This is a genomic window from Streptomyces humi (genome assembly GCF_001005085.2).
GTDB classification, from domain to species: Bacteria; Actinomycetota; Actinomycetes; order Streptomycetales; family Streptomycetaceae; genus Streptomyces; species Streptomyces humi.
Genome location: NZ_LBMU02000020.1, coordinates 1 through 22,866, shown reverse-complemented (window position 1 = coordinate 22,866; position 22,866 = coordinate 1). Strand labels below are relative to the sequence as shown.

20 protein-coding genes and 1 pseudogene are annotated in these 22,866 nt (G+C 71.5%); 7 read left to right on the top strand and 14 right to left on the bottom strand.

Features of this window, described 5'->3' with window-relative positions; all coding sequences use genetic code 11:
• Positions 1–26 precede the first annotated feature (26 nt).
• The 8 genes from fbaA to AAW13_RS07405 form a co-directional block, all read right to left on the bottom strand.
• Positions 27–1,049 carry a class II fructose-bisphosphate aldolase gene (gene fbaA, locus AAW13_RS07440; RefSeq protein ID WP_046732609.1) on the bottom strand — a complete coding sequence of 341 codons (1,023 nt, stop codon included), beginning with the start codon at positions 1,047–1,049 and terminating at the stop codon, positions 27–29.
• A gap of 164 nt (positions 1,050–1,213) precedes the next feature.
• Entirely contained in the window at positions 1,214–1,762 is a 549-nt protein-coding gene (gene pyrE / locus AAW13_RS07435; protein ID WP_046732610.1) for an orotate phosphoribosyltransferase, read from the bottom strand.
• Positions 1,763–1,772: 10 nt separating this feature from the next.
• On the bottom strand, positions 1,773–2,561 hold the full coding sequence (locus tag AAW13_RS07430; RefSeq protein ID WP_046732611.1) for an aldose epimerase family protein: 789 nt from the start codon (positions 2,559–2,561) through the stop codon (positions 1,773–1,775).
• 132 nt (positions 2,562–2,693) lie between these two features.
• A complete protein-coding gene (locus AAW13_RS07425) occupies positions 2,694–3,440 on the bottom strand; it encodes an SRPBCC domain-containing protein (RefSeq protein ID WP_063777093.1) in 747 nt (248 codons plus the stop codon).
• A 90-nt stretch (positions 3,441–3,530) separates the two neighbouring features.
• Positions 3,531–5,162: a polyamine aminopropyltransferase gene (locus AAW13_RS07420; protein ID WP_046732613.1), complete on the bottom strand. Its 1,632-nt coding sequence runs from the start codon at positions 5,160–5,162 to the stop codon at positions 3,531–3,533.
• Positions 5,163–5,246: 84 nt separating this feature from the next.
• Positions 5,247–5,777, bottom strand: coding sequence for a DUF2617 family protein (locus AAW13_RS07415; protein ID WP_046732614.1), 531 nt, complete (start codon positions 5,775–5,777; stop codon positions 5,247–5,249).
• Between the two features lie 362 nt (positions 5,778–6,139).
• Positions 6,140–6,451, bottom strand: a complete 312-nt coding sequence (locus AAW13_RS07410) for a hypothetical protein (protein ID WP_071659467.1) — start codon at positions 6,449–6,451, stop codon at positions 6,140–6,142.
• 186 nt (positions 6,452–6,637) lie between these two features.
• Positions 6,638–6,979, bottom strand: a complete 342-nt coding sequence (locus tag AAW13_RS07405) for a hypothetical protein (RefSeq protein WP_143144985.1) — start codon at positions 6,977–6,979, stop codon at positions 6,638–6,640.
• A gap of 153 nt (positions 6,980–7,132) precedes the next feature.
• Here AAW13_RS07405 and AAW13_RS07400 point away from each other — a divergent pair, with 153 nt between their 5' ends.
• Positions 7,133–8,323: a pyridoxal phosphate-dependent aminotransferase gene (locus tag AAW13_RS07400; protein ID WP_046730452.1), complete on the top strand. Its 1,191-nt coding sequence runs from the start codon at positions 7,133–7,135 to the stop codon at positions 8,321–8,323.
• Between the two features lie 263 nt (positions 8,324–8,586).
• On the opposite strand, the gene AAW13_RS07395 is transcribed toward AAW13_RS07400, so the two are convergent.
• Positions 8,587–11,661 (bottom strand): FG-GAP-like repeat-containing protein, encoded by a 3,075-nt coding sequence (locus AAW13_RS07395; RefSeq protein ID WP_046730453.1) that lies wholly within the window; start codon positions 11,659–11,661, stop codon positions 8,587–8,589.
• 412 nt (positions 11,662–12,073) lie between these two features.
• Here AAW13_RS07395 and AAW13_RS07390 point away from each other — a divergent pair, with 412 nt between their 5' ends.
• The 3 genes and pseudogenes from AAW13_RS07390 to AAW13_RS07380 form a co-directional block, all read left to right on the top strand.
• Entirely contained in the window at positions 12,074–12,331 is a 258-nt protein-coding gene (locus tag AAW13_RS07390; protein WP_046730462.1) for a type II toxin-antitoxin system Phd/YefM family antitoxin, read from the top strand.
• Between the two features lie 10 nt (positions 12,332–12,341).
• On the top strand, positions 12,342–12,602 hold the full coding sequence (locus AAW13_RS07385) for a Txe/YoeB family addiction module toxin (protein ID WP_046730454.1): 261 nt from the start codon (positions 12,342–12,344) through the stop codon (positions 12,600–12,602).
• Between the two features lie 156 nt (positions 12,603–12,758).
• Positions 12,759–13,193, top strand: a pseudogene (locus tag AAW13_RS07380) (aminotransferase class I/II-fold pyridoxal phosphate-dependent enzyme); the annotation flags it as partial.
• Between the two features lie 15 nt (positions 13,194–13,208).
• Here AAW13_RS07380 and AAW13_RS07375 read toward each other — a convergent pair.
• Positions 13,209–13,583 (bottom strand): cupin domain-containing protein, encoded by a 375-nt coding sequence (locus tag AAW13_RS07375; protein ID WP_046730463.1) that lies wholly within the window; start codon positions 13,581–13,583, stop codon positions 13,209–13,211.
• Positions 13,584–13,814: 231 nt separating this feature from the next.
• Here AAW13_RS07375 and AAW13_RS07370 point away from each other — a divergent pair, with 231 nt between their 5' ends.
• Positions 13,815–14,993: a hypothetical protein gene (locus AAW13_RS07370; protein ID WP_420855441.1), complete on the top strand. Its 1,179-nt coding sequence runs from the start codon at positions 13,815–13,817 to the stop codon at positions 14,991–14,993.
• A gap of 22 nt (positions 14,994–15,015) precedes the next feature.
• Here AAW13_RS07370 and AAW13_RS07365 read toward each other — a convergent pair whose 3' ends face one another.
• The 3 genes from AAW13_RS07365 to AAW13_RS07355 all read right to left on the bottom strand — a co-directional run bounded on the left by AAW13_RS07365 (position 15,016) and on the right by AAW13_RS07355 (position 18,905).
• Positions 15,016–15,546 carry a type III secretion system chaperone family protein gene (locus tag AAW13_RS07365; protein WP_046730456.1) on the bottom strand — a complete coding sequence of 177 codons (531 nt, stop codon included), beginning with the start codon at positions 15,544–15,546 and terminating at the stop codon, positions 15,016–15,018.
• A gap of 102 nt (positions 15,547–15,648) precedes the next feature.
• A complete protein-coding gene (gene clpB / locus AAW13_RS07360; protein WP_046730457.1) occupies positions 15,649–18,282 on the bottom strand; it encodes an ATP-dependent chaperone ClpB in 2,634 nt (877 codons plus the stop codon).
• A 326-nt stretch (positions 18,283–18,608) separates the two neighbouring features.
• Positions 18,609–18,905: a Rieske (2Fe-2S) protein gene (locus AAW13_RS07355; RefSeq protein WP_046730465.1), complete on the bottom strand. Its 297-nt coding sequence runs from the start codon at positions 18,903–18,905 to the stop codon at positions 18,609–18,611.
• Between the two features lie 333 nt (positions 18,906–19,238).
• On the opposite strand from AAW13_RS07355, the gene AAW13_RS07350 reads away from it, so the two are divergent.
• Entirely contained in the window at positions 19,239–20,270 is a 1,032-nt protein-coding gene (locus AAW13_RS07350; protein ID WP_071659466.1) for a helix-turn-helix domain-containing protein, read from the top strand.
• 61 nt (positions 20,271–20,331) lie between these two features.
• On the top strand, positions 20,332–21,312 hold the full coding sequence (locus tag AAW13_RS07345) for a helix-turn-helix transcriptional regulator (protein ID WP_046730459.1): 981 nt from the start codon (positions 20,332–20,334) through the stop codon (positions 21,310–21,312).
• Here the strand turns inward: AAW13_RS07345 and AAW13_RS07340 are convergent.
• Positions 21,275–22,345, bottom strand: a complete 1,071-nt coding sequence (locus tag AAW13_RS07340; protein ID WP_071659465.1) for a helix-turn-helix transcriptional regulator — start codon at positions 22,343–22,345, stop codon at positions 21,275–21,277. The genes AAW13_RS07345 and AAW13_RS07340 overlap by 38 nt on opposite strands.
• Positions 22,346–22,866: the final 521 nt, after the last annotated feature.

Sequence of the window (22,866 nt, the reverse complement as noted above, 5' to 3'; positions counted from 1 at the left end):
AGGCGCCGGGTCCTCTGGATCACCGTTTACTTGATCTTGTTGCCCGCGGAGCGCAGGTTCTGGGTGGCCTCGACGACGCGCGCGGCCATGCCCGCCTCGGCCAGCTTGCCCCAGGTGCGCGGGTCGTAGGTCTTCTTGGAGCCGACCTCGCCGTCGACCTTCAGGACACCGTCGTAGTTCTTCAGCATGTGGTCGGCGACGGGCCGCGTGAAGGCGTACTGGGTGTCGGTGTCCAGGTTCATCTTCACGACGCCGTTCTCCAGCGCGGTGCGGATCTCCTGCTCGGTGGAGCCGGAACCGCCGTGGAAGACGAAGTCGAACGGCGACTGCTTGCCGAACTTGGCGGCGACGCCGTCGTTCAGCTCCTTCAGCAGGTCGGGGCGGAGCACCACGTTGCCCGGCTTGTACACACCGTGCACGTTGCCGAAGGAGGCGGCCAGCAGGTAGCGGCCCTTCTCGCCCAGGCCCAGGGCCTCGGCGGTGCGGATCGCGTCCTCGACGGTCGTGTACAGGGAGTCGTTGATCTCGTGGGAGACGCCGTCCTCCTCGCCACCGGTCGGGGTGATCTCGACCTCGAGGATGATGTTGGCGCGGCGGGCCTGCTCGAGCAGCTCCTGCGCGATCGCCAGGTTGTCGGCGAGGGTCTCGGCGGAGCCGTCCCACATGTGCGACTGGAAGAGCGGGTTGCGGCCGTTCTTCACCCGCTCCTCGGAGATCGCGAGCAGCGGACGTACGTACCCGTCGAGCTTGTCCTTCGGGCAGTGGTCCGTGTGCAGGGCGATGTTGACCGGGTACTTCTCGGCGACGATGTGCGCGAACTCGGCGAGCGCCACCGAACCGGAGACCATGTCCTTCTTGTACTGGCCGCCCAGGAACTCCGCGCCGCCGGTCGAGATCTGGACGATGCCGTCGCTCTCCGCCTCCGCGAAGCCGCGCAGCGCCGCGTGCAGGGTCTGGGTCGAGGTGACGTTGATGGCCGGGTAGGCGAACTTGCCTGCCTTCGCCCGGTCGAGCATCTCGTTGTAGACCTCGGGGGTTGCGATGGGCATCTGTCCGCTCCTTGGGTGTGCGGGTCGGGTACTGCTTGTTCCTCTACGGCCCTGACCTAGACCTGTGTGGGGGCGACGTCATCGTCGTCCCCATCTTTCCAGACATGAACCGATGGTCCACGCGCCGGTCAAATCGGGGTCAATCCCAGCCGTCAACCTGGGTGTCAGTCCAGACCCAGTTCATCCTTCGAGAAGGCGAACAGGTACGGCACACCGGCGCCCGCGCGGATCTTCTCGTCCGCGCCGGTGGCCCGGTCCACGATGGTGGCCACGGCGACGACCTCGGCGCCGGCCTCGCGCACGGCCTCCACGGCGGTGAGCGGGGAACCGCCGGTGGTCGAGGTGTCCTCGACGACCAGCACCCGGCGGCCGCTGATCTCCGGTCCCTCCACCCGGCGCTGCATGCCGTGCGCCTTCGCCGCCTTGCGTACGACGAAGGCGTCCAGCCGGCGGCCGCGGGCGGCGGCCGCGTGCAGCATGCTCGCGGCGACCGGGTCGGCGCCCATCGTCAGACCGCCGACGGCGTCGAACTCCAGTCCCTCGGTGAGGTCCAGCAGCACCTGGCCGACCAGCGGGGCGGCCTCGCCGTCGAGGGTGACGCGGCGGAGGTCGACGTAGTAGTCCGCCTCCAGCCCCGACGACAGGGTCACCTTGCCGTGCACCACGGCCTTGTTCTTGATCTGTTCCAGCAGCTCAGCGCGCGCATCCGTCATGCCGAACAGCTTAGAGGCGGCGCCAGGTCCAGGTGGTCGTGGCTTCGAGGGGCTCGATGGGCGTCACCAGCCGGGGCAGTGTGTTCAGCCCGTTCGGCGGTCCGGTCTGCGGCTCCACGCACACGGCGGCCTCCTGCTCGTCGTACACGACGACCCACTGCTCCCGGCTGGCGACCTTCAGCTCCAGCTGTCCCGGCCAGGTGAGGGTGACGTCGACGCCGTCGGGCATGCCGAAGCAGTCGTCCCAGGGGCCGGGCCGGGGGTCGACGCGGTTGCCGGTCGGCAGGTGGTCGGCACCGCGCTCCTCCTGCCACGCCGGGTCGAAGGCGACCCGGACGTCCTCGGCGCCGAGGTTGCGGTTGAACCACGGGTGCCAGCCGATCTGCGCCGGGAAGGAGTTGTCGTACGTCTCCACGCTCATCGTCAGCGTCAACGAGTCCTCGGTGAGCTGCACGACGTGGGTGACCCGGCCGGGGTGCGGCCAGGGGTCGCCGAGTTCGCACGTGATCACGGCCTCGTCCGCCGAGCGGCGGGCGGTGCGCCAGGCGCCGTCGCGGGCGGTGCCGTGGATGGCGTGCGGCGGGGAGTTGAGGGGCATCTGGACGACGGTGGTGCCGTCGCGGAACCGGCCGTCCCGGATACGGCCGCACCAGGGAACCATCGGGAAGCAGCCGAAACGGTCGCCTTGGCGTAGGAGCTCCAGGGACCCGACCTCGAGTCCGGCGATGCGTCCGCCGTTGCCGGGGTGGAGGCGGAGGGTCGCGTCGCCTGCGGTCAGCGTGATGTCTTCGTTACTCACGGGATGACAGTACTGGGGGACGGGGGTCGGCTTTCGGGCGCGGGTGTGAAGTGGATGGGGCCTGCTCGCGCAGTTCCTCCCCGGCCTTCGGCCGGGGGTACCCCCAGCGCTCTTTTCGGGGCGCGCCCTGACTCAGCGGCGTTTGCGGAGTGCCCTCGTCACCACGATGGCCGAGGCCAGGGCGAATGCCGCTGCCGGGGCCGCCCAGCGCAGTGCGGAGTTCGCGGCCACCGTCTGGGGGGCCGGGACCGGTGCGTAGCGGCCGCGGGGCGGCGCGTGGTCGACCTCCTCCGCGCTGCGGCCGATCATCGTGCGGCGGGCGTGGGCCGCCTCCGCGAAGATCTCGGGGAGCGGTTCCTCGATCGGCACCTCCACCGGCTCCGCCGGTCCCGGGGCCAGGGACGGTGGCGGGACCTCCGTCTCGAAGACCGTCGGCGCCGGTCCGGCCGGGGCCTCGGGCTCCGCCTCCGCCAGCCCCTCCACGAAGCGGCCCAGCAGCCTCGCCGCCGCCGACTCCACCGCCTCCGCCGGCAGCTCCGCCGCCCGTCCGCCCGCCGAGGCGGTACCGGTCACCGTGACCTCGCAGCCCTCGTCCGCGTCCGCGAGGCGCAGGACCAGCGCCAGCCGTACCGTGCCGGTGCCACGGGCCTCGGTGGCGTCGACGTCGACCGCGTAGGACCCGTCGTCGCGGGCGCTGACCCGCAGGGCCCCCCGGTAGGTGATCGAGTGGCCGCCGATCCGGACCTTGAGCCGGCCGGTGCCGGGGGCGGCGCCCGCGTCCTGCTGGAGGCCGGGGACCGCCCGGGCGACCCGCTCGGGGTCGGCCAGCGCGTCCCGGAGCCGCGCGCTCGGGGCCGGTACGTACACCTGGTGCTCCATGGCGTCTGAGCGTACCCAGGAGTCGGGCCGGCACACCCTCCTCGACGCACGGCGAACCGCCCGCCCCGGCCACATCACCCCGGTACCGCCTCAGTACCGGGGGTCCACCAGGGTGGAGACCGGCAGGCCCGGCGGGGGCGGTGGCAGCGCGTCCCGGGTCAGTTCCCGCTGGGTCAGCGTGCGCAGGGGCGGCCCGTCGGAGGGCAGCCGCAGCCGTGGGGGCCGGCGCCCCGGTGTCGCCAGCAGGAAACCCCAGTCGTGCGGGGCCCTGGACTCGCCCGCGGAGCGGTCGGGGCCCGGGGTGAAGCCGGCGTCCTGGCCCAGGACCCGGTAGGGGGCCGGCGCCAGGCCCGCCGCCCGCATGGTCGCCGCGACCGTCCAGAAGACGCCGGGACGGGCCTGCACGGGGCCGGCGTGCACGGCCAGCCGGCCGCCGGGGGCGAGGGCGCCGCGGGCCAGGCCGTAGAACTCCTCGGAGTACAGCTTGGTGCTGGCCGTGATGCCGGGGTCGGGCAGGTCGGCGACGACCACGTCGTAGCCGGCGCGCGGTGCCTCGCGCAGCCAGCGGAAGGCGTCGGCGGTGACCACGTGGACGCGGGGGTCGTCGTAGGCGTGCCCGTTGAGCGCGGCGAGGGCGGGGTCGCGGCGGGCGAGCCGGATCAGTCCGGCGTCGAGTTCCACCACGTCGACCCGCCGGACGCCCGGCTCGCGGAGCACCTCGCGGGCGGCCATGCCGTCGCCGCCGCCGAGGATCAGCACGCGGGCGTGCGGGCCGTTCATCGCGGGGTGGACGAGGGCCTCGTGGTACCGGCGTTCGTCCCGGCCGCCGACCCGCAGCCGGCCGTCGAGGAAGAGGTCGAGGGGCCGGCCGTGGGTGCCGCCGGCGAGGACGATCTCCTGGACGTCTGTCTGGAGGGCGACCCGGACGTCGGCGCCGTAGACGGCGTGCCGTGCGGCCCGTTCGAAGTCGTCGACGAGGACGGCGGCGGAGGCGAGGACGCCGAGGACGGTCAGGTTGGTGACGACCAGCGTCCAGCGGGCCCGCCGGGACAGGTCGCGGCGGAACAGGCCGAGGACCAGGGCACCGCCGGCCACCACGTTGACCGTGCCGGTGAGCAGGGTGCCGGTCAGCTGGCCCAGCACCGGCAGCAGCAGGAACGGGAAGGCGAGACCGCCGACCAGCGCGCCGACGTAGTCCGCCGCGAACAGGTCGGCCACCGCGCCGCCCGCGTCCTGGCGGCGGATCCGCTGGATGAGTTCCATCAGCAGCGGCACCTCGGCGCCGATGAGCAGGCCGATGGCGAGGGAGAAGGCGACCAGCAGGCAGCGCGGACCGGCCGCCCACAGGCCGCCCCAGCCGCCGGTCCAGGCGAAGACGGCGTACAGGGCCATCGCGCTGCATCCGCCGACCAGCGCCAACGCGGCCTCCACGGCGGCGAATCCGGCCGCCGCGTGCCAGCGCAGCCGCTTCGCGCCGAGCGAGCCGACACCCATCGCGAAGACCATCACGGACAGCACCACGGAGGCCTGCGTGACCGAGTCACCGATCAAGTACGAGGCGAGGGCGACGAGTTCGAGTTCGTACACCAGCCCGCAGGCCGCGCAGACGAAGACACACGCCAGAACCAGCAGGCGCCCCGTGCCCGGCCGCACGGGCAGCGGCGCAAGGGTGCCCCAGGGCGGCGGTGCGCCGGGCGGGGCGGGTGCGTGCGGTTCGATCACGCTGCGACGTTACGTCACTCACTCGGTACGCTTCGTCACCCACACGTGTGGAACTCACGGGCCTTGACGCCCAGTTGGTTTATGTCATCGACCGATGGACTGCGCCACCGGAGCCCGCACGCCGACCCTGGTCCTGGTCGCCACCAACTGGCCGTCCTGCGGGTAGGCGTGCCAGGTCCGCCAGTGCACCTGGCCCTCGTGGCGCTGGGCGAGCAGCGCGGTGAACGCGTGCGGGCTGCCGGGGAAGACCCCGGCGAGTCCGTGCGGGTGCTCGGAGACGAGGGCGAGCAGTTCCTGGGCGCGGCCCGCGAACGAGCCGGGTGACAGCACCTCGACGCGGGCCGCGAACTCGTACTCCCAGTCGCCGTTGCGCTTGGCGACCCCGAGCGGCAGGGGGGTGCTGGACCCCGGGATGCACGCCACCGTCTCCGAACAGCCGCCCCGCTCCTCCTCCAGGAGCACCTGGTGGGACGCGCCGAGCAGTCTCAGCTGTAGCTTCGCCCCGCTCAGTTCCAGGTCGAGGGTGGCCAGGGCGGGCAACGGCTCGCGCCCCAGGGCCCAGGCGAGGTCGGCCGCGCGCGTATCGGTGTAGGAGGTGTTGAGGGTCGTGAGCATGGATCGGCTCCGCTAGCACGCAAAAGAAGGGGGAGTGGGTCCGGCGCACCTCGGTCGACACCGGGAGATCGGCCCGGCCGGCCCAGCCGGGGAGGGGTGTCGTCAGGACGTCCGAGGTGCTGCTTTGGTGATTTAGAGGGAATCATGAACTGTGGCGCTGCCACAGCGTTTTTACCCAACTTCGTGGGGTTTCCATCCCTCAGAGGGCTCCACAGCTCAACTGTTCAACCATGTCGTGCGCCGTGGGCCACCCGGCGCGCGCCGGGGCGTCCGCGGAGAGCTCCCCCGCCCTCCCGCCGGACGCCCCGTCTCCCCCGGTCCCCCGTTCCCTCCGGCTCCCCGCCGGCTCTCCCTCCCCCGGGTCAGTTGCCCCCGCCGCAGCCGCCACCGCCGCCGCCGCACGAGGACCCTCCGCCGCAGGAGGAGTGACCACCGCACGAGGAGTGACCGCCACCGCAGGAGTGCCCCCCGTGGTGGCCCCCGCCGTGCCCGCCGTGCGACGAGGACGACGACCCGCCGCCGTCCCCCGCCCACCAACTGCGCGAGCCGTCGTACGAGGAGGACCCGCCCCCGCCGGACGCCGACCCCTTGCCCGACCCGCCCCTGCGGGCCACCCCCCGGACGATCGCCAGACAGACGATCGCGGCCACCACCACGACGAATACGGCGCTCATGGCGTCACCTGCTTTCCTTCCCCCTGGGGCGACCCCCCGTGGGCGCCCCGGCCGCCGCGGCAGCGCGGCGTGAACCTGGGATGCCCGGCCGCCCCGGCAGCCAAAGCAGAGTTGAGGAACTTCTGAGGGTAAAGGCCCTAAAAAGGCCCCTGAGCTGCGCGAATAGCACAGGTCAGGGGCGAGCGCTCAGCAGGGTGCTATCCACCAGACGTCCGTCCAGTTGACGGTCATGTAGTGGTCAGGGGCTATGGAGTAGGTGTAGACGGACCCCTGGCTGTCCGAGTACAGAACGGCCTCTGTTCCCGGCGTCTGGTTGTTGTCCAGGGTGCCCTGGCCGACCATGTACTTCAGGCGCTGTATGTCACAGCGGTAGAAGTCGAACGTATGCCCGTAGGCGTCCCAGCCGCATATGTGACCGTATCCGCAGGATATGGCGGGTTTCGCAGGCGCGGCCGAGGCCGTGCCGGTGAGTCCGACGCCGACCAGGAGTGCAACGGCTGCCGTCGCCGTCGTGATTCTTCGCAGCATGACGATCCCCCATCCGTGTCCGGCCCCGTTCTGTGGGCCGGTCAACCACAGCGTCACGTGTCCGCAGGCGGTGTTCCATCCTTTCGAAGCTCGTCGAAAGGCAGGTCCCACCCCCCGGACGTGAGTTGGAGAAGTCCGGAGTCCGGGCGCAGGATGACCGGCATGACCTCCAGCGAACGCCCCTTCCTCAATCGCCGGCTCGCCGAGTTCGGGACCACGATCTTCGCCGAGATGTCCGCCCTGGCGCTGCGCACCGGCTCCATCAACCTGGGGCAGGGCTTCCCGGACACCGACGGCCCCGAGGAGATCAGGGAGGCCGCCGTGCGTGCGCTGCGCGAGGGGCGCGGCAACCAGTACCCGCCGGGTCCGGGCGTCCCCGAGCTGCGCGCCGCGATCGCCGCGCACCAGGAGCGCCGGTACGGGCTGTCGTACGACCCGGACGCCGAGGTGCTGGTCACGGCGGGCGCCACGGAGGCCATCGCGGCGGCCCTGCTGGCCCTCGTGGAGCCCGGTGACGAGGTCGTCGCGCTGGAGCCCTACTACGACTCCTACGCGGCCTGCATCGCGATGGCCGGCGGCACCCGGGTGCCGGTCACGCTGCGTCCGGACGGCGGCGCGTTCCGCCTCGACCTCGACGAGCTGCGCGCCGCGGTCACCCCGCGCACGCGTCTGCTGCTGGTCAACACCCCGCACAACCCGACCGGCACGGTGCTGACCCGCGCCGAGCTGACCGCGATCGCCGAGCTGGCGGTGGAGCGGGACCTGCTGGTGGTGACGGACGAGGTGTACGAGCACCTGGTCTACGACGACGCCGAGCACGTGCCCCTCGCCACCCTGCCCGGGATGCGCGGGCGCACGGTCACCATCGGGTCGGCCGGGAAGACGTTCTCGTTCACCGGGTGGAAGGTCGGCTGGGTTACCGGCGCCCCCGATCTCGTCGCCGCCGTCCGCTCGGCCAAGCAGTTCCTGACGTACGTCGCCTCCGGGCCCTTCCAGTACGCCGTGGCCGAGGCCCTGCGCCTGCCCGACTCGTACTTCGCGGACTTCCGCGCGGACATGCTGGCCAAACGGGACCTGCTCGCGGGCGGCCTGGAGCAGGCGGGGTTCACGGTCTTCCGCCCGGCCGGCACGTACTTCATCACCACCGACATCCGGCCCCTTGGTGAGAGCGACGGTTTCGCCTTCTGCCGTGCACTGCCGGAGCGCTGCGGGGTGGTCGCGATCCCCAACGCGGTCTTCTACGACCATCGCGAGCAGGGTGCGCCCTTCGTCCGCTTCGCGTTCTGCAAGCAGTCAGCTGTGCTGGAGGAGGCCGCCACCCGGCTCAAGACGCTGGCCGGGTAACAACCGACAGCCGTGCCAGCAAGGGTGCCGGCCCGACTGACGGCACAGCGCGCAGATGACGCAGGTCATACAACGGCGCGGTGGACGGACGAGCTCGCGGGCCTCCCTCGGCGGGGCCTGCCACCCGGCACGCGAGCGGGTGCGTGAACACGGTGCGGGCTGGGCCACGGCCAACGGCCCGCTCGGCTCCCTCGTCCCGACGGCGGGCCTGCGGGCAGCCGGGTTCGAGGTCGACCAGCCCGTGGCGCGTTTTTCGTCACCGCTCAGAAGATCCCTTTGTACCCCTGCCACCCGGTGGCGACCTTCGTGCGGGCGCCGAAGGCCCCCTTGCCGTTCCCGTTGTTGCGCCACAGGTTGCCTGAGGTGTCGCGGGACAGGAGGTCGGCCTTGCCGTCGCCGGTGAGGTCGCCGACGCCGATGACGGTGTTGTACGAGCCGCCCCAGGCGGAGAACAGCTTCACGCGTGCGGAGAAGGTGCCCTTGCCCGTGCCGAGATAGCGGTACAGGTTGTTGGACTTGTCCTGTGCGACCAGGTCGCCGATGCCGTCGCCGTTGAGGTCGCCGACGCCCACGATCTTCTTGTACGTCTTCCAGTCGGCGTAGAGCTTCACTCGCGCGGAGAGCTTTCCGGCGCTCGTCCCCTTGTAGAGGTAGACCGCGCCGGTGGCGGAGTTGCGGGCGATGAGGTCGGGACGGCCGTCGCCACTGATGTCGCCGGGCGAGGTCAGGACGTCGTACTGGTTCCAGCCCTTGCCCAGCGAGGTGTGCGGGGTGTTGGTGAGGAACGCCTGACCGAGCATGGTCCGGTACACCCGCAGTTCGCCGCTGCTGAACCGGACGAGGATGTCGTTGCGCCGGTCGCCGTCGAGGTCGCCGAACGGGACGAGCTTCACGGAGGTGGGCCAGCCAGAGGCGGACATGGCCTTGCCCAGGGTGCCCGTGCCGGTGCCCGGCCGGTAGCTGATGGTGCCGGAGGAGTTGAGGGTCAGGATGTCGCCGGTCCCGTCGGGCGCCCAGGAACCGCCACCGGTGAAGTCGTGGCGTACGGCGGCCCCGTCGGACACCTTCACCGTCTGCGACACGGTCAGCGCGCGTCCCGAGCCGTCGGCGGGCGGGATCGTCACCGTGAGGGCGTAGGTGCCGTTGGGGACGAACGCGCCCCTGGCGTCGCGGATGTCCCACCGGACGGTCAGGTCGCCCTGCACCGCCCCGCCGGACAGGGTGCGGACGACGGCACCGGTGGCCTTGCTGGTGAGGGTGGCCGTCCAGGAGGCGGCGGGCTTGGAGAGGAGTCCGCGCCACTGCCACCACGGGGCGCCGGCCGCGCTGCTCTCTCCGGCGTTGCCGGTCGTCTCGGACTCGACGGCGGAGAGCGGCTGGGTGGCGACCCCGCTGGGCACCAGGTGGATCCGGTGGTCCGCGTCGACGTAGGCGACGGGCCCGCCGAACTTGTCCACGGTCCAGGTCGTCCCGCGCCCGCCGGACGTGGCCGCCGGGAGGTCGGCTATCTCACGGGTGGCCGCGGTGCCGTCGGCGAAGTCGGTGAGGAGGAGCGTCCCGGCCGTCATGTCCTGCCGGACGAGGTATCCGTCGCCGAGTTGGACCTGGCCGGAGGGGACGGGAATGTTCTTCTTCGCCGTACGGTCCCAGACGCCGGCCGTCCCGCCCGTCCCGCAGGACCAGTAGATCCAGCGGCTCACCACCTGGAGCTCCTTGGGGACGCACGGCGCGCCGGTGCTGACGGTGGCGGCGATCGCGCCGGTCTTCAGGTTCCTGGCGGTGACGACACCGTTGCCGGAACCCGGCGTCCACAGGCTGGTCCCCCAGACGGAGGCGGCTGTGACGGAGCGGGTGAGGACTGGCGGCAGGTCGGTGTAGACACCGAGGTCGCCGACGTACTGTTTGCTGGGGGAGGAACCGTTGACGACCGCGTAGCGGCCGGTGACGTCGAGGACGGTACCGGAGGCCGAGGGCAGGTAGAAGAAGCCAGCCTGGTCGTCGCTGTCGACGGACTGGACGTACGAGCCGACCGGGTCGGAGTCGGCGGTGAACGTCACAGCGCGGCCGTCCCCGGTGGCGTACGGCCCCGAACCGAGGCCGTCCCACTTCCGCCAGGTCCGGGTGCCGGGTGTACCGTCCGCGGCGACCGGCCGGGTGTAGTGCGCACCCATGAAGCTGGTGTCGGCCTCGTCGGTGGCCAGGGTGCCGTTCTCCAGCGACAGCCGCGTGATCTTCGCCGCCATCGGCGGTACGGCGGTCAGTTCGGACGGTACCGGGGTGTCCGCGCCTGTGCCGGTGACCCGGCGTACCGCCCAGTGCCCGGCGTCGGTGCCGCCGACGACCAGCAGGCTGCCGTCGGGGGCGGATACGACGGAGCTGTTCGCGTGCCGGAGCAGCGTGACCGGGGCGCCGCCCGTGACGGGCACGGCCATGAGCTGCTCGCCGGACTCGTCGGCCAGATTGGAGGGGTCCGACGGTACGGTACGGGCCACCACCAGCCAGTCCCCAGTGATGCCGACCGACGGGGTGCCCTCGGTGCCGGGCAGAGTCACCGTCGTCCCGGGGGAGGTGAGGTCACCGCGGTCCAGGACGTGTGCCGTCGGCGTGGTGCCGGACGGGTACCAGACCAACCGGTCCGCGCTCAGCGCGACGGCTGCCGGAGGGACGGACAGGGTCACGTCGCCGGTGACCTTCGCTGCGGCCAGGTCCACCAGCGCCAGGTGCTGCACGCCTCCCAGCACGTAGCCGACGACGACGGTGCCGCTGTCGCCGCCCAGCACCCGGAAGTTCGACGTGATCCCGGCCGGCCACCCGTCGGCGAGGGTGCCGTCGGCGGGGGCACCGCCGCCGTAGAGCCACAGCCTGCGGCTGCCGTCCGTGTCCCGGGCCTGGGTCAGCACATGGGCGCCGTAGGTGGCCATGTATGTGCCGTGGGTGAGGGTGACGTCGGTGCTGGTGGCGGAGGAGAGGTCACGGAGGACGACCTTCTGGGTGGGCGAGACGACGTCGGTCACGATGTCGGACGACGAGCCCAGGTAGCCGGCGAGTTCGAGTCGCGACAGCTCGCCCAGTTCGGTCGTCGCCCCGGTGGCGTACGACGTCCACAGATAGCCGGAGCGCCCCTCCTGGGCATGCAGGTAGCCGTCGGCACCGGCGCTGTAGAGCCGGTCGGCGCGGGGCCGGTAACGGTCGGACTGGAAGACCTTCTCGGTCGCGAGTGCGGTGCTCCCGGTGCCGTCACCCGCATCGGCCGTGCCTACGAGCGGACCGGGACCGGCGACAACGGTGAGGACTGCCAGCGCGGCGACGATGCCGCGGGCGGTGGTACGACGAGCCATCGTCGCCTCCTGGGGGCTTCCGGCGGAAAGAGGCATGACGGAGGTCGACGGTCGAAAAGGCGTGTGTTGATGCTGCCGCGACATATCCGCCCCCGAACTTCCCCCCACGCGCGGCGAGTTGAGGATAACAGTGGCCACAGGTTTCTCTGAGGCGCCGGTACGACGAGGTCCTGATCGTCTTCGCGACGGCCAGAAAAGCTCCCTGCCGCAGCGGGCGCCCCCTGCGTCCGGATCGCATTCCGCGAACGCACCGAGGCGCTGCTTGATGCGGCGGAAAGTCTCCGTCGCCCGCCCCGCTCCATCCGCCCGGAACGTCCGTATCGGAGGCCGCACGCTCCCGACCGTCGCGCCGGCGCTTGTCGCACCACAGAGCGAGACGTACAATTTCTTGTACGTCGAAGAAGGGTTGATCGTGAAGACCATGACGTATTCCGAGTCCCGAGCGCGGTACGCCGAGGTGCTCAACTCCGTCACCGACGACCGCGAGGAGGTCGTCATCACCCGGGCCGGACATGAGCCGGTCGTCATCGTCTCCCTTGAGGACTATGAGGCCCTGAAGGAGACCGCGTACCTGCTGCGTAGCCCGGCGAACGCCCGGCGCCTGCTCGCCTCCATCGACGAGCTGGAGAACGGCGGCGGCACCGTACGCGAGCTGGCGACCGACGAATGAGGGCCCCGAGGTGAAGATCACCTTCTCCTCCCGTGCCTGGGAGGACTACCTGTGGTGGCAGCTTCAGGACCGGAAGATCCTGAAGCGCATCAACACGCTCATCGCGGACATCGCCCGGAACGGCAACGAGGGGATCGGTAAACCGGAACCGCTCAAGCACGGATTCCAGGGCTACTGGTCGCGCCGCATCAACGACGAGCACAGACTGATCTACAAGGCCACCGAGGACGCCGTCCTGATCGCACAGTGCCGCTACCACTACGAGAGCTGACGGTGAACCGCAGCGATCCACCGGTCCCGACCCATCCGCACGGTGCGTTCAGCCGTGCGCCGGAGAGCGGCGGACTTCTCAGCCCGCGCCTCGGTCGGCGACCGCTGACCCTGGTGGGCCCGGTGCACCACTTGTGAATGGGTGTACGAACGAGGCGTGGCCTGGGTGACGGCGGCCCCGGCGCTGGTAGCGGCGGTGCGCTCGGCGAAGCAGTTCCTGACGTACGTCTCCTCGGGCCCCTTCCAGTACGCGGTCGCCGAGGCCCTCGCCCTCCCGGACGCATACTTCGAGTCCTTCCGCGAGGACATGCGGGCCAAGCGCGACATCCTCGCGGCGGGTCTGAAGGAGGCGGGTTTCGAGGTCTGCGACACCGCCGGCACGTACTTCATCACCACCGACATCCGCCCGCTCGGCGAGAGCGACGGCTTCGCGTTCTGCCGTTCGCTGCCGGAGCGGGCGGGGGTCGTCGCCATCCCCAACGCGGTCTTCTACGACCACCGGGAGGCGGGCGCGCCGTTCGTGCGGTTCGCGTTCTGCAAGCGCGCGGACCTCCTGAAGGAGGCGGCGGAGCGGCTGCGGCAGCTGTCGTAGCCGACGCCGGTCCGGTTACGCGGCGCCGTCCGGCACCGCGTAGCCGGGTACGGACGGCCAGCGCACGGTCAGGACCACCGACTCCTCCTCGGCGACCCACGAGTGGCCGACCCCGCGGCCCCAGACGACGTAGTCGCCCTGCTCGGCCAGCAGGACGCTGCGGCCGGGGAGTTCGACGCGGAAGCGGCCGCTGACGAGGACCAGGAGGGCGGTGCGCGCCTCGCCCTCCACCCACCGCGCCCGCTCGTCGCCGCGCGGGTGGACACCCCACTTGATCTCCACGGCCTCGCTGTGCCGCGGATCGCCGGGGCCCTTGAAGTGCCCGAGCAGCCACCCCCGGTCCAGCGCCGCGTCCACACCCGCGTTACCCACATACACGCCGTCGCCCAAGCCACCGCTCACGCCGTCGCCCAAGCTGTCGTTCAGGCCGTCGTTCACACCGTCGCTCAAGCCATCGCTCACGCCGTCGCCCAAGCTGTCGTTCACGCTGTCGTTCACGCTGTCGTTCACGCTGTCGTTCACGCTGTCGTTCACGCTGTCGTTCACGCGGCCGGACGCTAGCAGCCCCCCATCGGGCGCCTATTTCTCGCTCCCCTCGGCGTCCGACGGCACTGTGCCAGTGTGAGCCACGCCAGCACCGCCCTCGCCCCGCCCGTCGCCCAGCGGCCCGGCACCCGGCTGTCCCTCGTCACGGCCGGCGGGGTCGCCGTGGGGCTGTTCGCGGCGGTCCGGCTCACCGGCATGGCCGTGTTCGCGCTGCTCGCGTGGGCGGGCGGCCGGCATCCGCTGACGCTGCTCGGCCGGTCCTGGGACTCGGCGTGGTACCTGGGCATCGCGGCGCACGGCTACGGCCGCACCCTGCACTTCGGGCCCGGCATCGTCCACAGCGACCTGGCGTTCTTCCCGCTCTACCCGGCCCTGATCCGCACCCTGACGGCCGTGACGCCGCTCAGCGGGGCGGGCGCCGGGCTCCTGGTGGCCTGGACCGCGGCGGCCGTCGCCGCGGCCGGTGTCTACGCGGTGGGGGCCCGGCTGCACGGCCGTGCGGTGGGCACCGCGCTGGTGCTGCTGTGGGCGCTGCTCCCGCACTCCGTGGTGCTGTCCATGGCGTACACGGAACCGGTGCTGACCGCGTTCGCCGCCTGGTCGCTGTACGCGGTGCTGGCCGGGAACTGGCTGTGGGCGGGCACCCTGGCGGCGCTGGCGGGCCTGTCCCGGCCGAACGGCTTCGCGGTCGCCGCGGCCGTGCTCGTCGCCGCCGCCTGCGAGCTGCGCCGCCACGGCGGCCGGGTCACCCACAGGCTGTGGACGGGCGCGGCGCTCGCCCCGCTCGGCTGGACGGCGTACGTCCTGTGGGTCGGTGGCCGCACCGGGGACCTGCTCGGCGGCTACTTCGACGTGCAGCGCCTGTGGGGCTCCCGCTTCGACCTGGGCCGGGGCTCGCTGCGCTTCGTCCGTGAGCTGCTGCTGGGCGCCAACCGCTTCGTCTTCCCGGTGGCCCTGCTGATCGTGGCGGCGGCGGTGGTCCTGTACGCCCTGCTGGCCCTGGACCGGGCCCCGCTCCCGCTCCTCGCCTACACCGCCGTGCTGCTGCTGATCGCGCTCGGCGGCTCGGGCTTCTTCGAGTCGAAGCCGCGCTTCCTGCTCCCGGCCTTCCCGCTGCTGCTGCCGCCGGCCCGGGCGCTGGTGCGCACGGCGAGAGCCCGGCCCTGGCACGCGACGGTGATGGTCACGGCCCTGGCCGGGCTCTCGTTCGGCTACGGCACGTACCTCGTCGTGTACGCGCGCACACCGCTGTAGGTCTGCTGCCCGCTCCGTCTGCCTACTCGTCGCCGTCTTCGGGCTTCTCGGCCTCGTTGACGGCCTCCTCCAGGCCGAGCTGCTCGACGAGCCACTTGTCGAACTCGATCGCGGCGCGCACCCAGCTGACCGTGGACGAGACGAAGTGGTTGATGTCGACGCCGGTGCCGATCAGCATCTGCGCCTCACCGATGAGACGGACCGTGCCGTCGTCATGGGTGTGGGTGTAGACCTTGGGCCACAGGGTCCGCCGGTTCCAGTCGTCGATGGACTCGAGCAGCTGGGGCTTCTCGTCGATCTTGTGCGGACGGTCGTAGAACGTGCGCACCGAGAAGACCGCCTGCTCGTCCTCACCGCGGAACATGAAGTACGTACGGAACTGCTCCCACGGCGCCGCGAGGTCACCCTCGTCGTCGACGACGTACTTGAGCTCCATCTGGTCGAGGAGCTGCTTCACGAGATCCTGATCCGGGACGACGGGGCCCGCCGGTCCTTGGGGCTGCGGCTCGGGCTGGCCCCCGAAGTTCGGAATCGAGGACGGGTCGATGGTCACCGTGTTTTTCCCTTCATACGGATCCTGCCATCCTCTCCCATCCGGGGAGGGGGGTGGCAACCCCCGCCCCGGCGGGTTCACCTCCCGTTGGCGGAATTCAGCTCAGAGCGTCTTTCCGGTCTCCGTACCGCTGTTCCCGGCGGCCTCGTCGGCGGTCGCCGGGCCCACGATCAGGCCCTCGCCGAAGGCGTCGACACGGATCGTGTCGCCGTCCTTGACCTCGCCCGAGAGGATCTCCTTGGCCAGCCGGTCACCGATGGCGGTCTGGACCAGCCGGCGCAGCGGGCGGGCACCGTACGCCGGGTCGTTGCCCTCCTCGGCGAGCCAGGCCAGGGCCTCCGGGGTGACCTCCAGGGCGAGCCGGCGGTCGGCGAGCCGCCTGGCGAGCCGGTCGATCTGGAGCCGGGCGATCCGGGCCAGCTCGTCCTTGGCCAGGGCGGAGAAGACCACCAGGTCGTCGAGGCGGTTCAGGAACTCCGGCTTGAAGGACTGCCGGACGACCTCGAGGACCTGCCGCTTCTTCTCCTCCTCACCGAGGACCGGGTCCACCAGGTACTGGCTTCCCAGGTTCGACGTCAGCACCAGGATGGTGTTGCGGAAGTCGACCGTGCGGCCCTGGCCGTCGGTGAGCCGGCCGTCGTCCAGGACCTGGAGGAGGATGTCGAAGACCTCGGGGTGGGCCTTCTCCACCTCGTCCAGGAGGACCACGGTGTACGGACGGCGGCGGACCGCCTCCGTCAGCTGGCCGCCCTCCTCGTAGCCGACGTAGCCGGGCGGGGCGCCGACCAGCCGGGCCACGCTGTGCTTCTCGCTGTACTCCGACATGTCGATGCGGACCATCGCCCGCTCGTCGTCGAAGAGGAAGTCGGCGAGCGCCTTCGCCAGTTCCGTCTTGCCGACACCGGTCGGGCCGAGGAAGAGGAAGGAGCCGGTGGGGCGGTCCGGGTCGGCGATGCCCGCGCGGGACCGGCGCACGGCGTCGGACACCGCCCGTACGGCCTCGGTCTGGCCGATCAGACGGCGGCCCAGCTCGTCCTCCATGCGGAGCAGCTTCTGGGTCTCGCCCTCCATCAGACGGCCGGCCGGGATGCCGGTCCAGGCGGCGACCACGTCGGCGATGTCGTCGGAGGCGACCTCGTCCTTGACCATGGTGTCCTTGGCCGTCTCCTCCTCGGCCTCGGACGCGGCCTCCAGTTCCTTCTCCAGCTGCGGGATCTCGCCGTACAGCAGCTTGGAGGCGGTGTCGAAGTCGCCGTCGCGCTGGGCGCGTTCGGCGGTGCCGCGCAGCGCGTCGAGCTTCTCCTTCAGCTCACCGACCCGGTTCAGGGACTGCTTCTCGCGCTCCCAGCGGACGTTGAGGCCGCGCAGGTCCTCCTCCTTGTCGGCGAGGTCGCGGCGCAGCTTCTCCAGGCGCTCCACGGAGGCCGGGTCGGTCTCCTTGTCCAGCGCCAGCTCCTCCATCTTCAACCGGTCGACGGAGCGCTGGAGTTCGTCGATCTCGACCGGGGACGAGTCGATCTCCATACGGAGCCGGGAGGCGGCCTCGTCCACCAGGTCGATGGCCTTGTCGGGGAGGAAGCGGGAGGTGATGTACCGGTCGGACAGGGTCGCGGCGGCGACCAGCGCCGAGTCCGCGATCTGCACCTTGTGGTGGGCCTCGTAACGGCCCTTGAGGCCACGGAGGATGGCGATGGTGTCCTCGACGGTCGGCTCGGCGACCAGCACCTGCTGGAAGCGGCGCTCCAACGCCGGGTCCTTCTCGATGCGTTCGCGGTACTCGTCGAGGGTGGTGGCGCCGACCATGCGCAGTTCGCCGCGGGCCAGCATCGGCTTGAGCATGTTGCCGGCGTCCATGGCGGAGTCGCCGCCCGCGCCGGCCCCGACGACCGTGTGCAGCTCGTCGATGAAGGTGATGACCTGCCCGTCGGAGTCCTTGATCTCGGCCAGGACGGTCTTCAGCCGCTCCTCGAACTCGCCCCGGTACTTGGCGCCCGCGACCATCGCGCCCAGGTCCAGCGCCACCAGCCGCTTGTCCTTCAGCGACTCGGGCACGTCCCCCTTGACGATCCGCTGCGCGAGCCCCTCGACCACCGCCGTCTTGCCGACGCCGGGTTCGCCGATGAGCACCGGGTTGTTCTTGGTACGGCGGGACAGCACCTGGACGACCCGGCGAATCTCGGTGTCCCGGCCGATGACCGGATCGAGCTTGCCGTCCCGGGCGGCGGCCGTGAAGTCGGTGCCGAACTTCTCCAGTGCCTTGTACTGGCCCTCGGGGTCGGCGGTGGTCACCCGGCGTCCGCCGCGCGCCTTCTGGAAGGCTTCGGCCAGCTTCTTCGCGGTGGCGCCCTGCCGGTCGAGCACCTCGCCGGCCGCGCCGCCCTTCGCGGCGATGCCGATGAGCAGGTGCTCGGTGGAGAGGTAGTCGTCGCCGAGGTCCTTGGCGCGTTCGCCGGCGTCGGCGATGACCGCGAGCAGTTCGCGGTTGGGCTGCGGGGGCGCGACCGTGGACCCGGTCACGCTGGGCAGCGCGGCCAGCGCGCGCTCGGCGCCCTGGCGTACGGCGGCCTGGTCGGCGTCGACGGCCGCGAGCAGGTCGGTGATGTTCTCGTTGTCCTGCCCGGCCAGCAGAGCCAGCAGCAGGTGGGCAGGGGTGAGGTCCGCGTGCCCCTCGGTCACGGCCCGGCTGCTGGCCGCGTTGATCGCGTCCCGGCTCCTGTTGGTCAGCTCGGCGTCCACGTTCGCGTTCTCCTCCTACGTCCCCATGCTGGTCCCGGTACTGACTCAGCCAACGTACACAAACTTGAGTCTATTCCACTCAAGGTGCGACCGGGAGGTCTTCCGGCAACTGTTCCGCAGGAGGGTGCGGGGAGGTCGGCGCGCCGGGGCCGGGGCGGTCGACCCGTTCCACCGGCGGGTTTCAGCCACCGTGAATGGTGGCCGGAAGCGGCCGATACCAGGAAATGTCCCCACAAAACTGCAGCGGCGTCACCGTGTTCAGGTCACGGTGACGCCGCTGCGGGGGGAAGCACCTGAGCGATCTTTGTTACGACGGGGGAATCGCGTCAGGCACTGCGGGGGGTGGCCGAGATGGTCCTCACGTCCGGTACCTCCGGCTCAGCCAGCCGGTGGTCCCGTTGGTCCAGATTCACAAAAATCATTCCGTACCGGACGGCACAGCGCACGGGCTGTGGCGCGCCCCGCGGCTTGCGCAGGCATCGGTACGCCCGTACGTCCTCGTCCTCGTCCCTCGTGACGACCACCGGTTCTCCGAAGACGGTCACCATCAGCGAGTCACCACTGTGGGGGATGGCGGTGACCAGGTCGATGAAATGCCAGCCGGATCGGTACGCGGTGGCCATCTCACGGCGGAAGGATCGGTCGTCGGGTGGGGTGGTCACTTCAGCTCCCGGCTCCATCGGTCACGGAATCAGTAGCGCCGGCAGTCTCGGAGTTCACGGCAACCGACGGCCAGCTGCTGTTCGCACGAACCTCACTCTTCCCGGCGGCCGAAAAGCCACTGAGCACCCCGAGGGCTGCGACGGCGGACAAGGCGGCGACAAGTACCGAGCGAAGCAGTTTGTTACGCATCTTCGGCTTCGTCCTCACTTGAAGGTCCCCTTTTCCCCCGTCAGGTACGACGATGGCTCATTCGGGCACGTCGTGGCCACACAATCGGTGCATCATGTTCCTGCATGTTCAGGACCCTGGGGGGTGGAGTTTTGGTAACAAGTCACTCAAATGCGACACATCCCCATGCCGTGAACGAGCTGTGCACGGAGGGTAGTCGGCTGTATGCGGCCGCTCTGCGCGCGGGACGCATCGCGCGCGCGGACGCGGAACCCGCGCCCTGCCTAATGGATTCCGCCCTGCTGCACCCCGACCCCGACGACCCGAACTGGCTGCGGCCGGTGCCGGCGGCGATCGCGCTGGCCCAGCGTCTCAACCCCCTCGAACGCGAGATCACCGAACGCCGGCGGCTGGCCACCGACATCGCGGGGGCCTTCGAGCCCTTCCTGTCCATCGGCGGCCAGCCGACGGCGGGCGGTGGCTCGATCACGGTGCTGGAAGGCGGCGAGCGCATCAACACCGCGCTCAACCTGGCCACCGCCCAGTGCCACACGGAGATGCTCACGGTCCAGCCGAGCGACCGGATCTCCGAGGCCAGCATGCTGCGCGGCCTGGAACGCGACCGGCCCCTCATAGAACGGGGCGTACGGATCCGGACGCTGTACCAGCACACCGCCCGCTACAGCCAGGAGAAGCTGGCCTACGGAGCCCAGCTCGCCGACGGCAAGGTGGAGTACCGCTCCATAGACGAGCTGGTGGAGCGCCTGATCATCTGTGACGAGACGGTCGCCTTCATCCCCATCCGCGAGGACCAGCAGGTCGCTCTGGAACTGCGCCACCCGGGCCTGGTCCGCTACCTGGTCAAGGTCTTCGAGTTCATGTGGACCCGGGCCGTGCCGCTGAGCGCCGGCGCCCCCTACGAAACGGCTCCCGACGGCATCACCGACATCCAGCACTCGATCGCGAAACTCCTGGTCGAGGGGCACGTGGACGAGGCCATCGCCCGCCGCCTGGGCATGAACGTCCGCACCTGCCGGGCCCACATCGCCAAACTGGCCCAGGTGCTCGGCAGCGGCAGCCGCGCCCAGCTCGGTTACCTGATCGCCCAGTCCGGGATCCTGGACCGGAAGATCCCCGAGGACGGCGGCGGCAGGTGACGTCCACCCCGCACACCGAGCACGGGAGGCCGGCGGTCCCGGGGCGCGCGGAGGCGGCTCGTTGACCCGCTGCGACCACGGGGTCGAGGAGCTGTGCCCGGCCGGCGCGAAGCTGTACGAACGCGCGCTGCGCGCCGGGCACATCAGCGTCCGGGACGCCGCCGACGCGCCCTGCCTGACCGACTTCGGCCTCCTCCACCCGGCGCTGGACGACCTGGACCGGCTGGAGCCCGAGCCGCCCGCCACGGCCCTGCACCGGCTGCTGCGCTCGGCTGCCGCCCGCGTCGCCGACGAACGCCGGCGCGAGGAGCAGCTGGTGGAGCTGTTCGAACCGCTGATGCGGGTGCACGCGCCGTCCCCGCTGGAGGGCGGCACCCCGACGCTCCGGCTGCACAGCGGGACCCGCTCCATCAACAGGGCCATCACCGACGCCATGGCCGAGGCCGGCCGGGAGGTGCTCTGCATCCAGTCGCACTCCGGTCTCACCGGCGCCCGCGGCCGGGCCGCCGCCGCTGCCGCCCGGGACCGGGACCGGGCGATCCTGGACCGGGGCGCCCGGGTCCGCGCCCTCTACCAGCACACCCTGCGCCATGTGCCGGAGGTCTACGGCGGCTTCGAGGAGGTCCGGGGCGACTTCGAGGCCCGTGCCCTGGACGAGCTGCCCGACCGGCTGATCGTCATCGACCGGGCCGTGGCCTTCGTCCCGGCCGACCCGGACGGCTCACTCGCCCTGGAGGTCCGGCATCCCGCGCTGATCACGTACTTCGTCACGGTCTTCGACCGGCTGTGGCGGCTGGCCACCCCGATCTATCCGGACGTCGAGCACCGCCCCACCGTCGACGGCGTCACGCCGCGCCAACGGGCGATCGCCGCCCTGCTCGTGGAGGGTCACACCGACGCCGTCATCGCCGAACGGCTCGGCATGAACGTCCGGACCGCCCGGGACCACATCGCCCGGCTCGGCGTGACCCTCGGCAGCGACAGCCGCGCCCAGCTCGGCTTTCTCATCGGACGCTCGGGGATCCTTGATCGGGAAGGCTGACCACGGCCGGCGCCGCACCCGGCCCGTTCGTCCCGCTGGTCCCGCCCGGCGGCCGGTCCAGGCCCACCTGCGCTATCCGCACGCCCAGTTGGGTACGGCTGGCCGCGCCCAGCGTCTCCGAGAGCCGGGCGATGTGGGCACGGCAGGTACGGACGCTGATGCCCAGGCGTTCCGCGATGACCGCGTCCTGGTGGCCCTCGGCGAGCAGCGCCGCGATGGACTGCTCGCGGTGCGAGATGCCCTCGATGCCGGTGTCGGGCAGCGGGGCGGTGAGCGGGATGGCCAGGCGCCAGAGCCGTTCGAAGACCGTGACGAAGTACTCGACCAGGGCCGGGTGGCGCAGCTCCAGGGCCATCGTGCGGTCCGCGTTCGCGGGGATGAAGGCGACCGTGCGGTCGAAGAGGATCAGCCGGTCGATGACCTCGTCGAGGGTACGGGCCTCCACCGCGTCACCCATCAGCTCCAGGTAGTTGAGCAGGCCCTGGCCGTGCCGGGCGACATGGGTGTAGAGGTCGCGCATCCGCACGCCGCGGCCCCGCAGGGCGAGAGCCCGGTGCAGGCCCTCGGTCAGCTCCGACTCGCGGCGGATGCCGCCGGGCTGCACGGTGAGCACCTCGGTCGTACAGGCCTCCGTCGCCGCGTCCATGGCCGCCTGGATCCGTGACAGCCCGTCAAGGACGCGGATGGCCGCCGTACCGTCGGCGGCTGCGGTCAGCGCCGGCAGCTGCCGGCCCAGCCCGGCGTACCAGTCGAACGCCGCCACCGCCGAGCCCACGCGTCGCTGGCTGTCCGTCACCTCGTCGTAGACCCCGCGCAGCAGCCGGGTCATGACCTCCTGCGGGGAGGTCGGCACCAGCCAGTCCATGTCGTCGGGGTCCGGGTGCAGCAGCGCCAGTTCGAGCAGACAGGGCACCGCGTCGGCGTCCGTGCGCGGGACCCGGCCCCGGCGCACGGCCCGGGAGTACACGCGATCCCCGGCGGCGCACAGTCGGTCGGCTCCGTGTGGATGCTCCTCCGTCCCGTGCCCGGCCATCGCCCATTCCACCCCCGGTTTGCTACCTCTTCCGCAGCGCAACTATGAGCGGTCCGGACCGGCTCCGCAACACGGCTCCTCCCGGACGGGGCGCCGCAATGCAGGGGTACGCCCCGGTTTCGACCGGCCTCCGGAGACCCCGTTGCAACAAGATGACGGTGGTGGGCGGGGGGTGCGGACGGCATCGTGGAGATCGCTTCCCACGGGTGCCCCAGAACACCCGGCGGGGCCCCGGGCCGTCCTCCCCCGTTCGGGTCGGGGCCCCTGCAACGCGTCCACGGGGGTGGCGCGTTGCCGGGAGGGCCGCTCCGGCCTGCGGCGCGTCCGACCGACTCGGCCGCGTCGCGGGCCCCGCCCGACGCCCCCCGGGCCCATCACCCCTCACCGCGGCCACAGCCGCCCGGAGCCGGCCCCCCGCCCCCAGCGGCACGGCACCGCGCCCCACCTCACCGTCACCTGCTCCGGCCACCCCACGGGTTGACGCCCCACCGACAGCCCCCGCTCCCGGCACCCCCGAAGCC

What these genes read in the sequence shown, in the direction of transcription:
- fbaA (WP_046732609.1), bottom strand. Translation starts at nt 1,049, where the DNA reads ATGCCCATCGCAACCCCCGAGGTCTACAACGAGATGCTCGACCGGGCG.
- pyrE (WP_046732610.1), bottom strand. Translation starts at nt 1,762, where the DNA reads ATGACGGATGCGCGCGCTGAGCTGCTGGAACAGATCAAGAACAAGGCC.
- AAW13_RS07395 (WP_046730453.1), bottom strand. Translation starts at nt 11,661, where the DNA reads ATGGCTCGTCGTACCACCGCCCGCGGCATCGTCGCCGCGCTGGCAGTC.
- AAW13_RS07350 (WP_071659466.1), top strand. Translation starts at nt 19,239, where the DNA reads ATGTTCAGGACCCTGGGGGGTGGAGTTTTGGTAACAAGTCACTCAAAT.
- AAW13_RS07405 (WP_143144985.1), bottom strand. Translation starts at nt 6,979, where the DNA reads ATGCTGCGAAGAATCACGACGGCGACGGCAGCCGTTGCACTCCTGGTC.
- AAW13_RS07425 (WP_063777093.1), bottom strand. Translation starts at nt 3,440, where the DNA reads ATGGAGCACCAGGTGTACGTACCGGCCCCGAGCGCGCGGCTCCGGGAC.
- AAW13_RS07410 (WP_071659467.1), bottom strand. Translation starts at nt 6,451, where the DNA reads ATGAGCGCCGTATTCGTCGTGGTGGTGGCCGCGATCGTCTGTCTGGCG.
- AAW13_RS07400 (WP_046730452.1), top strand. Translation starts at nt 7,133, where the DNA reads ATGACCGGCATGACCTCCAGCGAACGCCCCTTCCTCAATCGCCGGCTC.
- AAW13_RS07415 (WP_046732614.1), bottom strand. Translation starts at nt 5,777, where the DNA reads ATGCTCACGACCCTCAACACCTCCTACACCGATACGCGCGCGGCCGAC.
- AAW13_RS07355 (WP_046730465.1), bottom strand. Translation starts at nt 18,905, where the DNA reads ATGGCCACCGCGTACCGATCCGGCTGGCATTTCATCGACCTGGTCACC.
- AAW13_RS07340 (WP_071659465.1), bottom strand. Translation starts at nt 22,345, where the DNA reads ATGGCCGGGCACGGGACGGAGGAGCATCCACACGGAGCCGACCGACTG.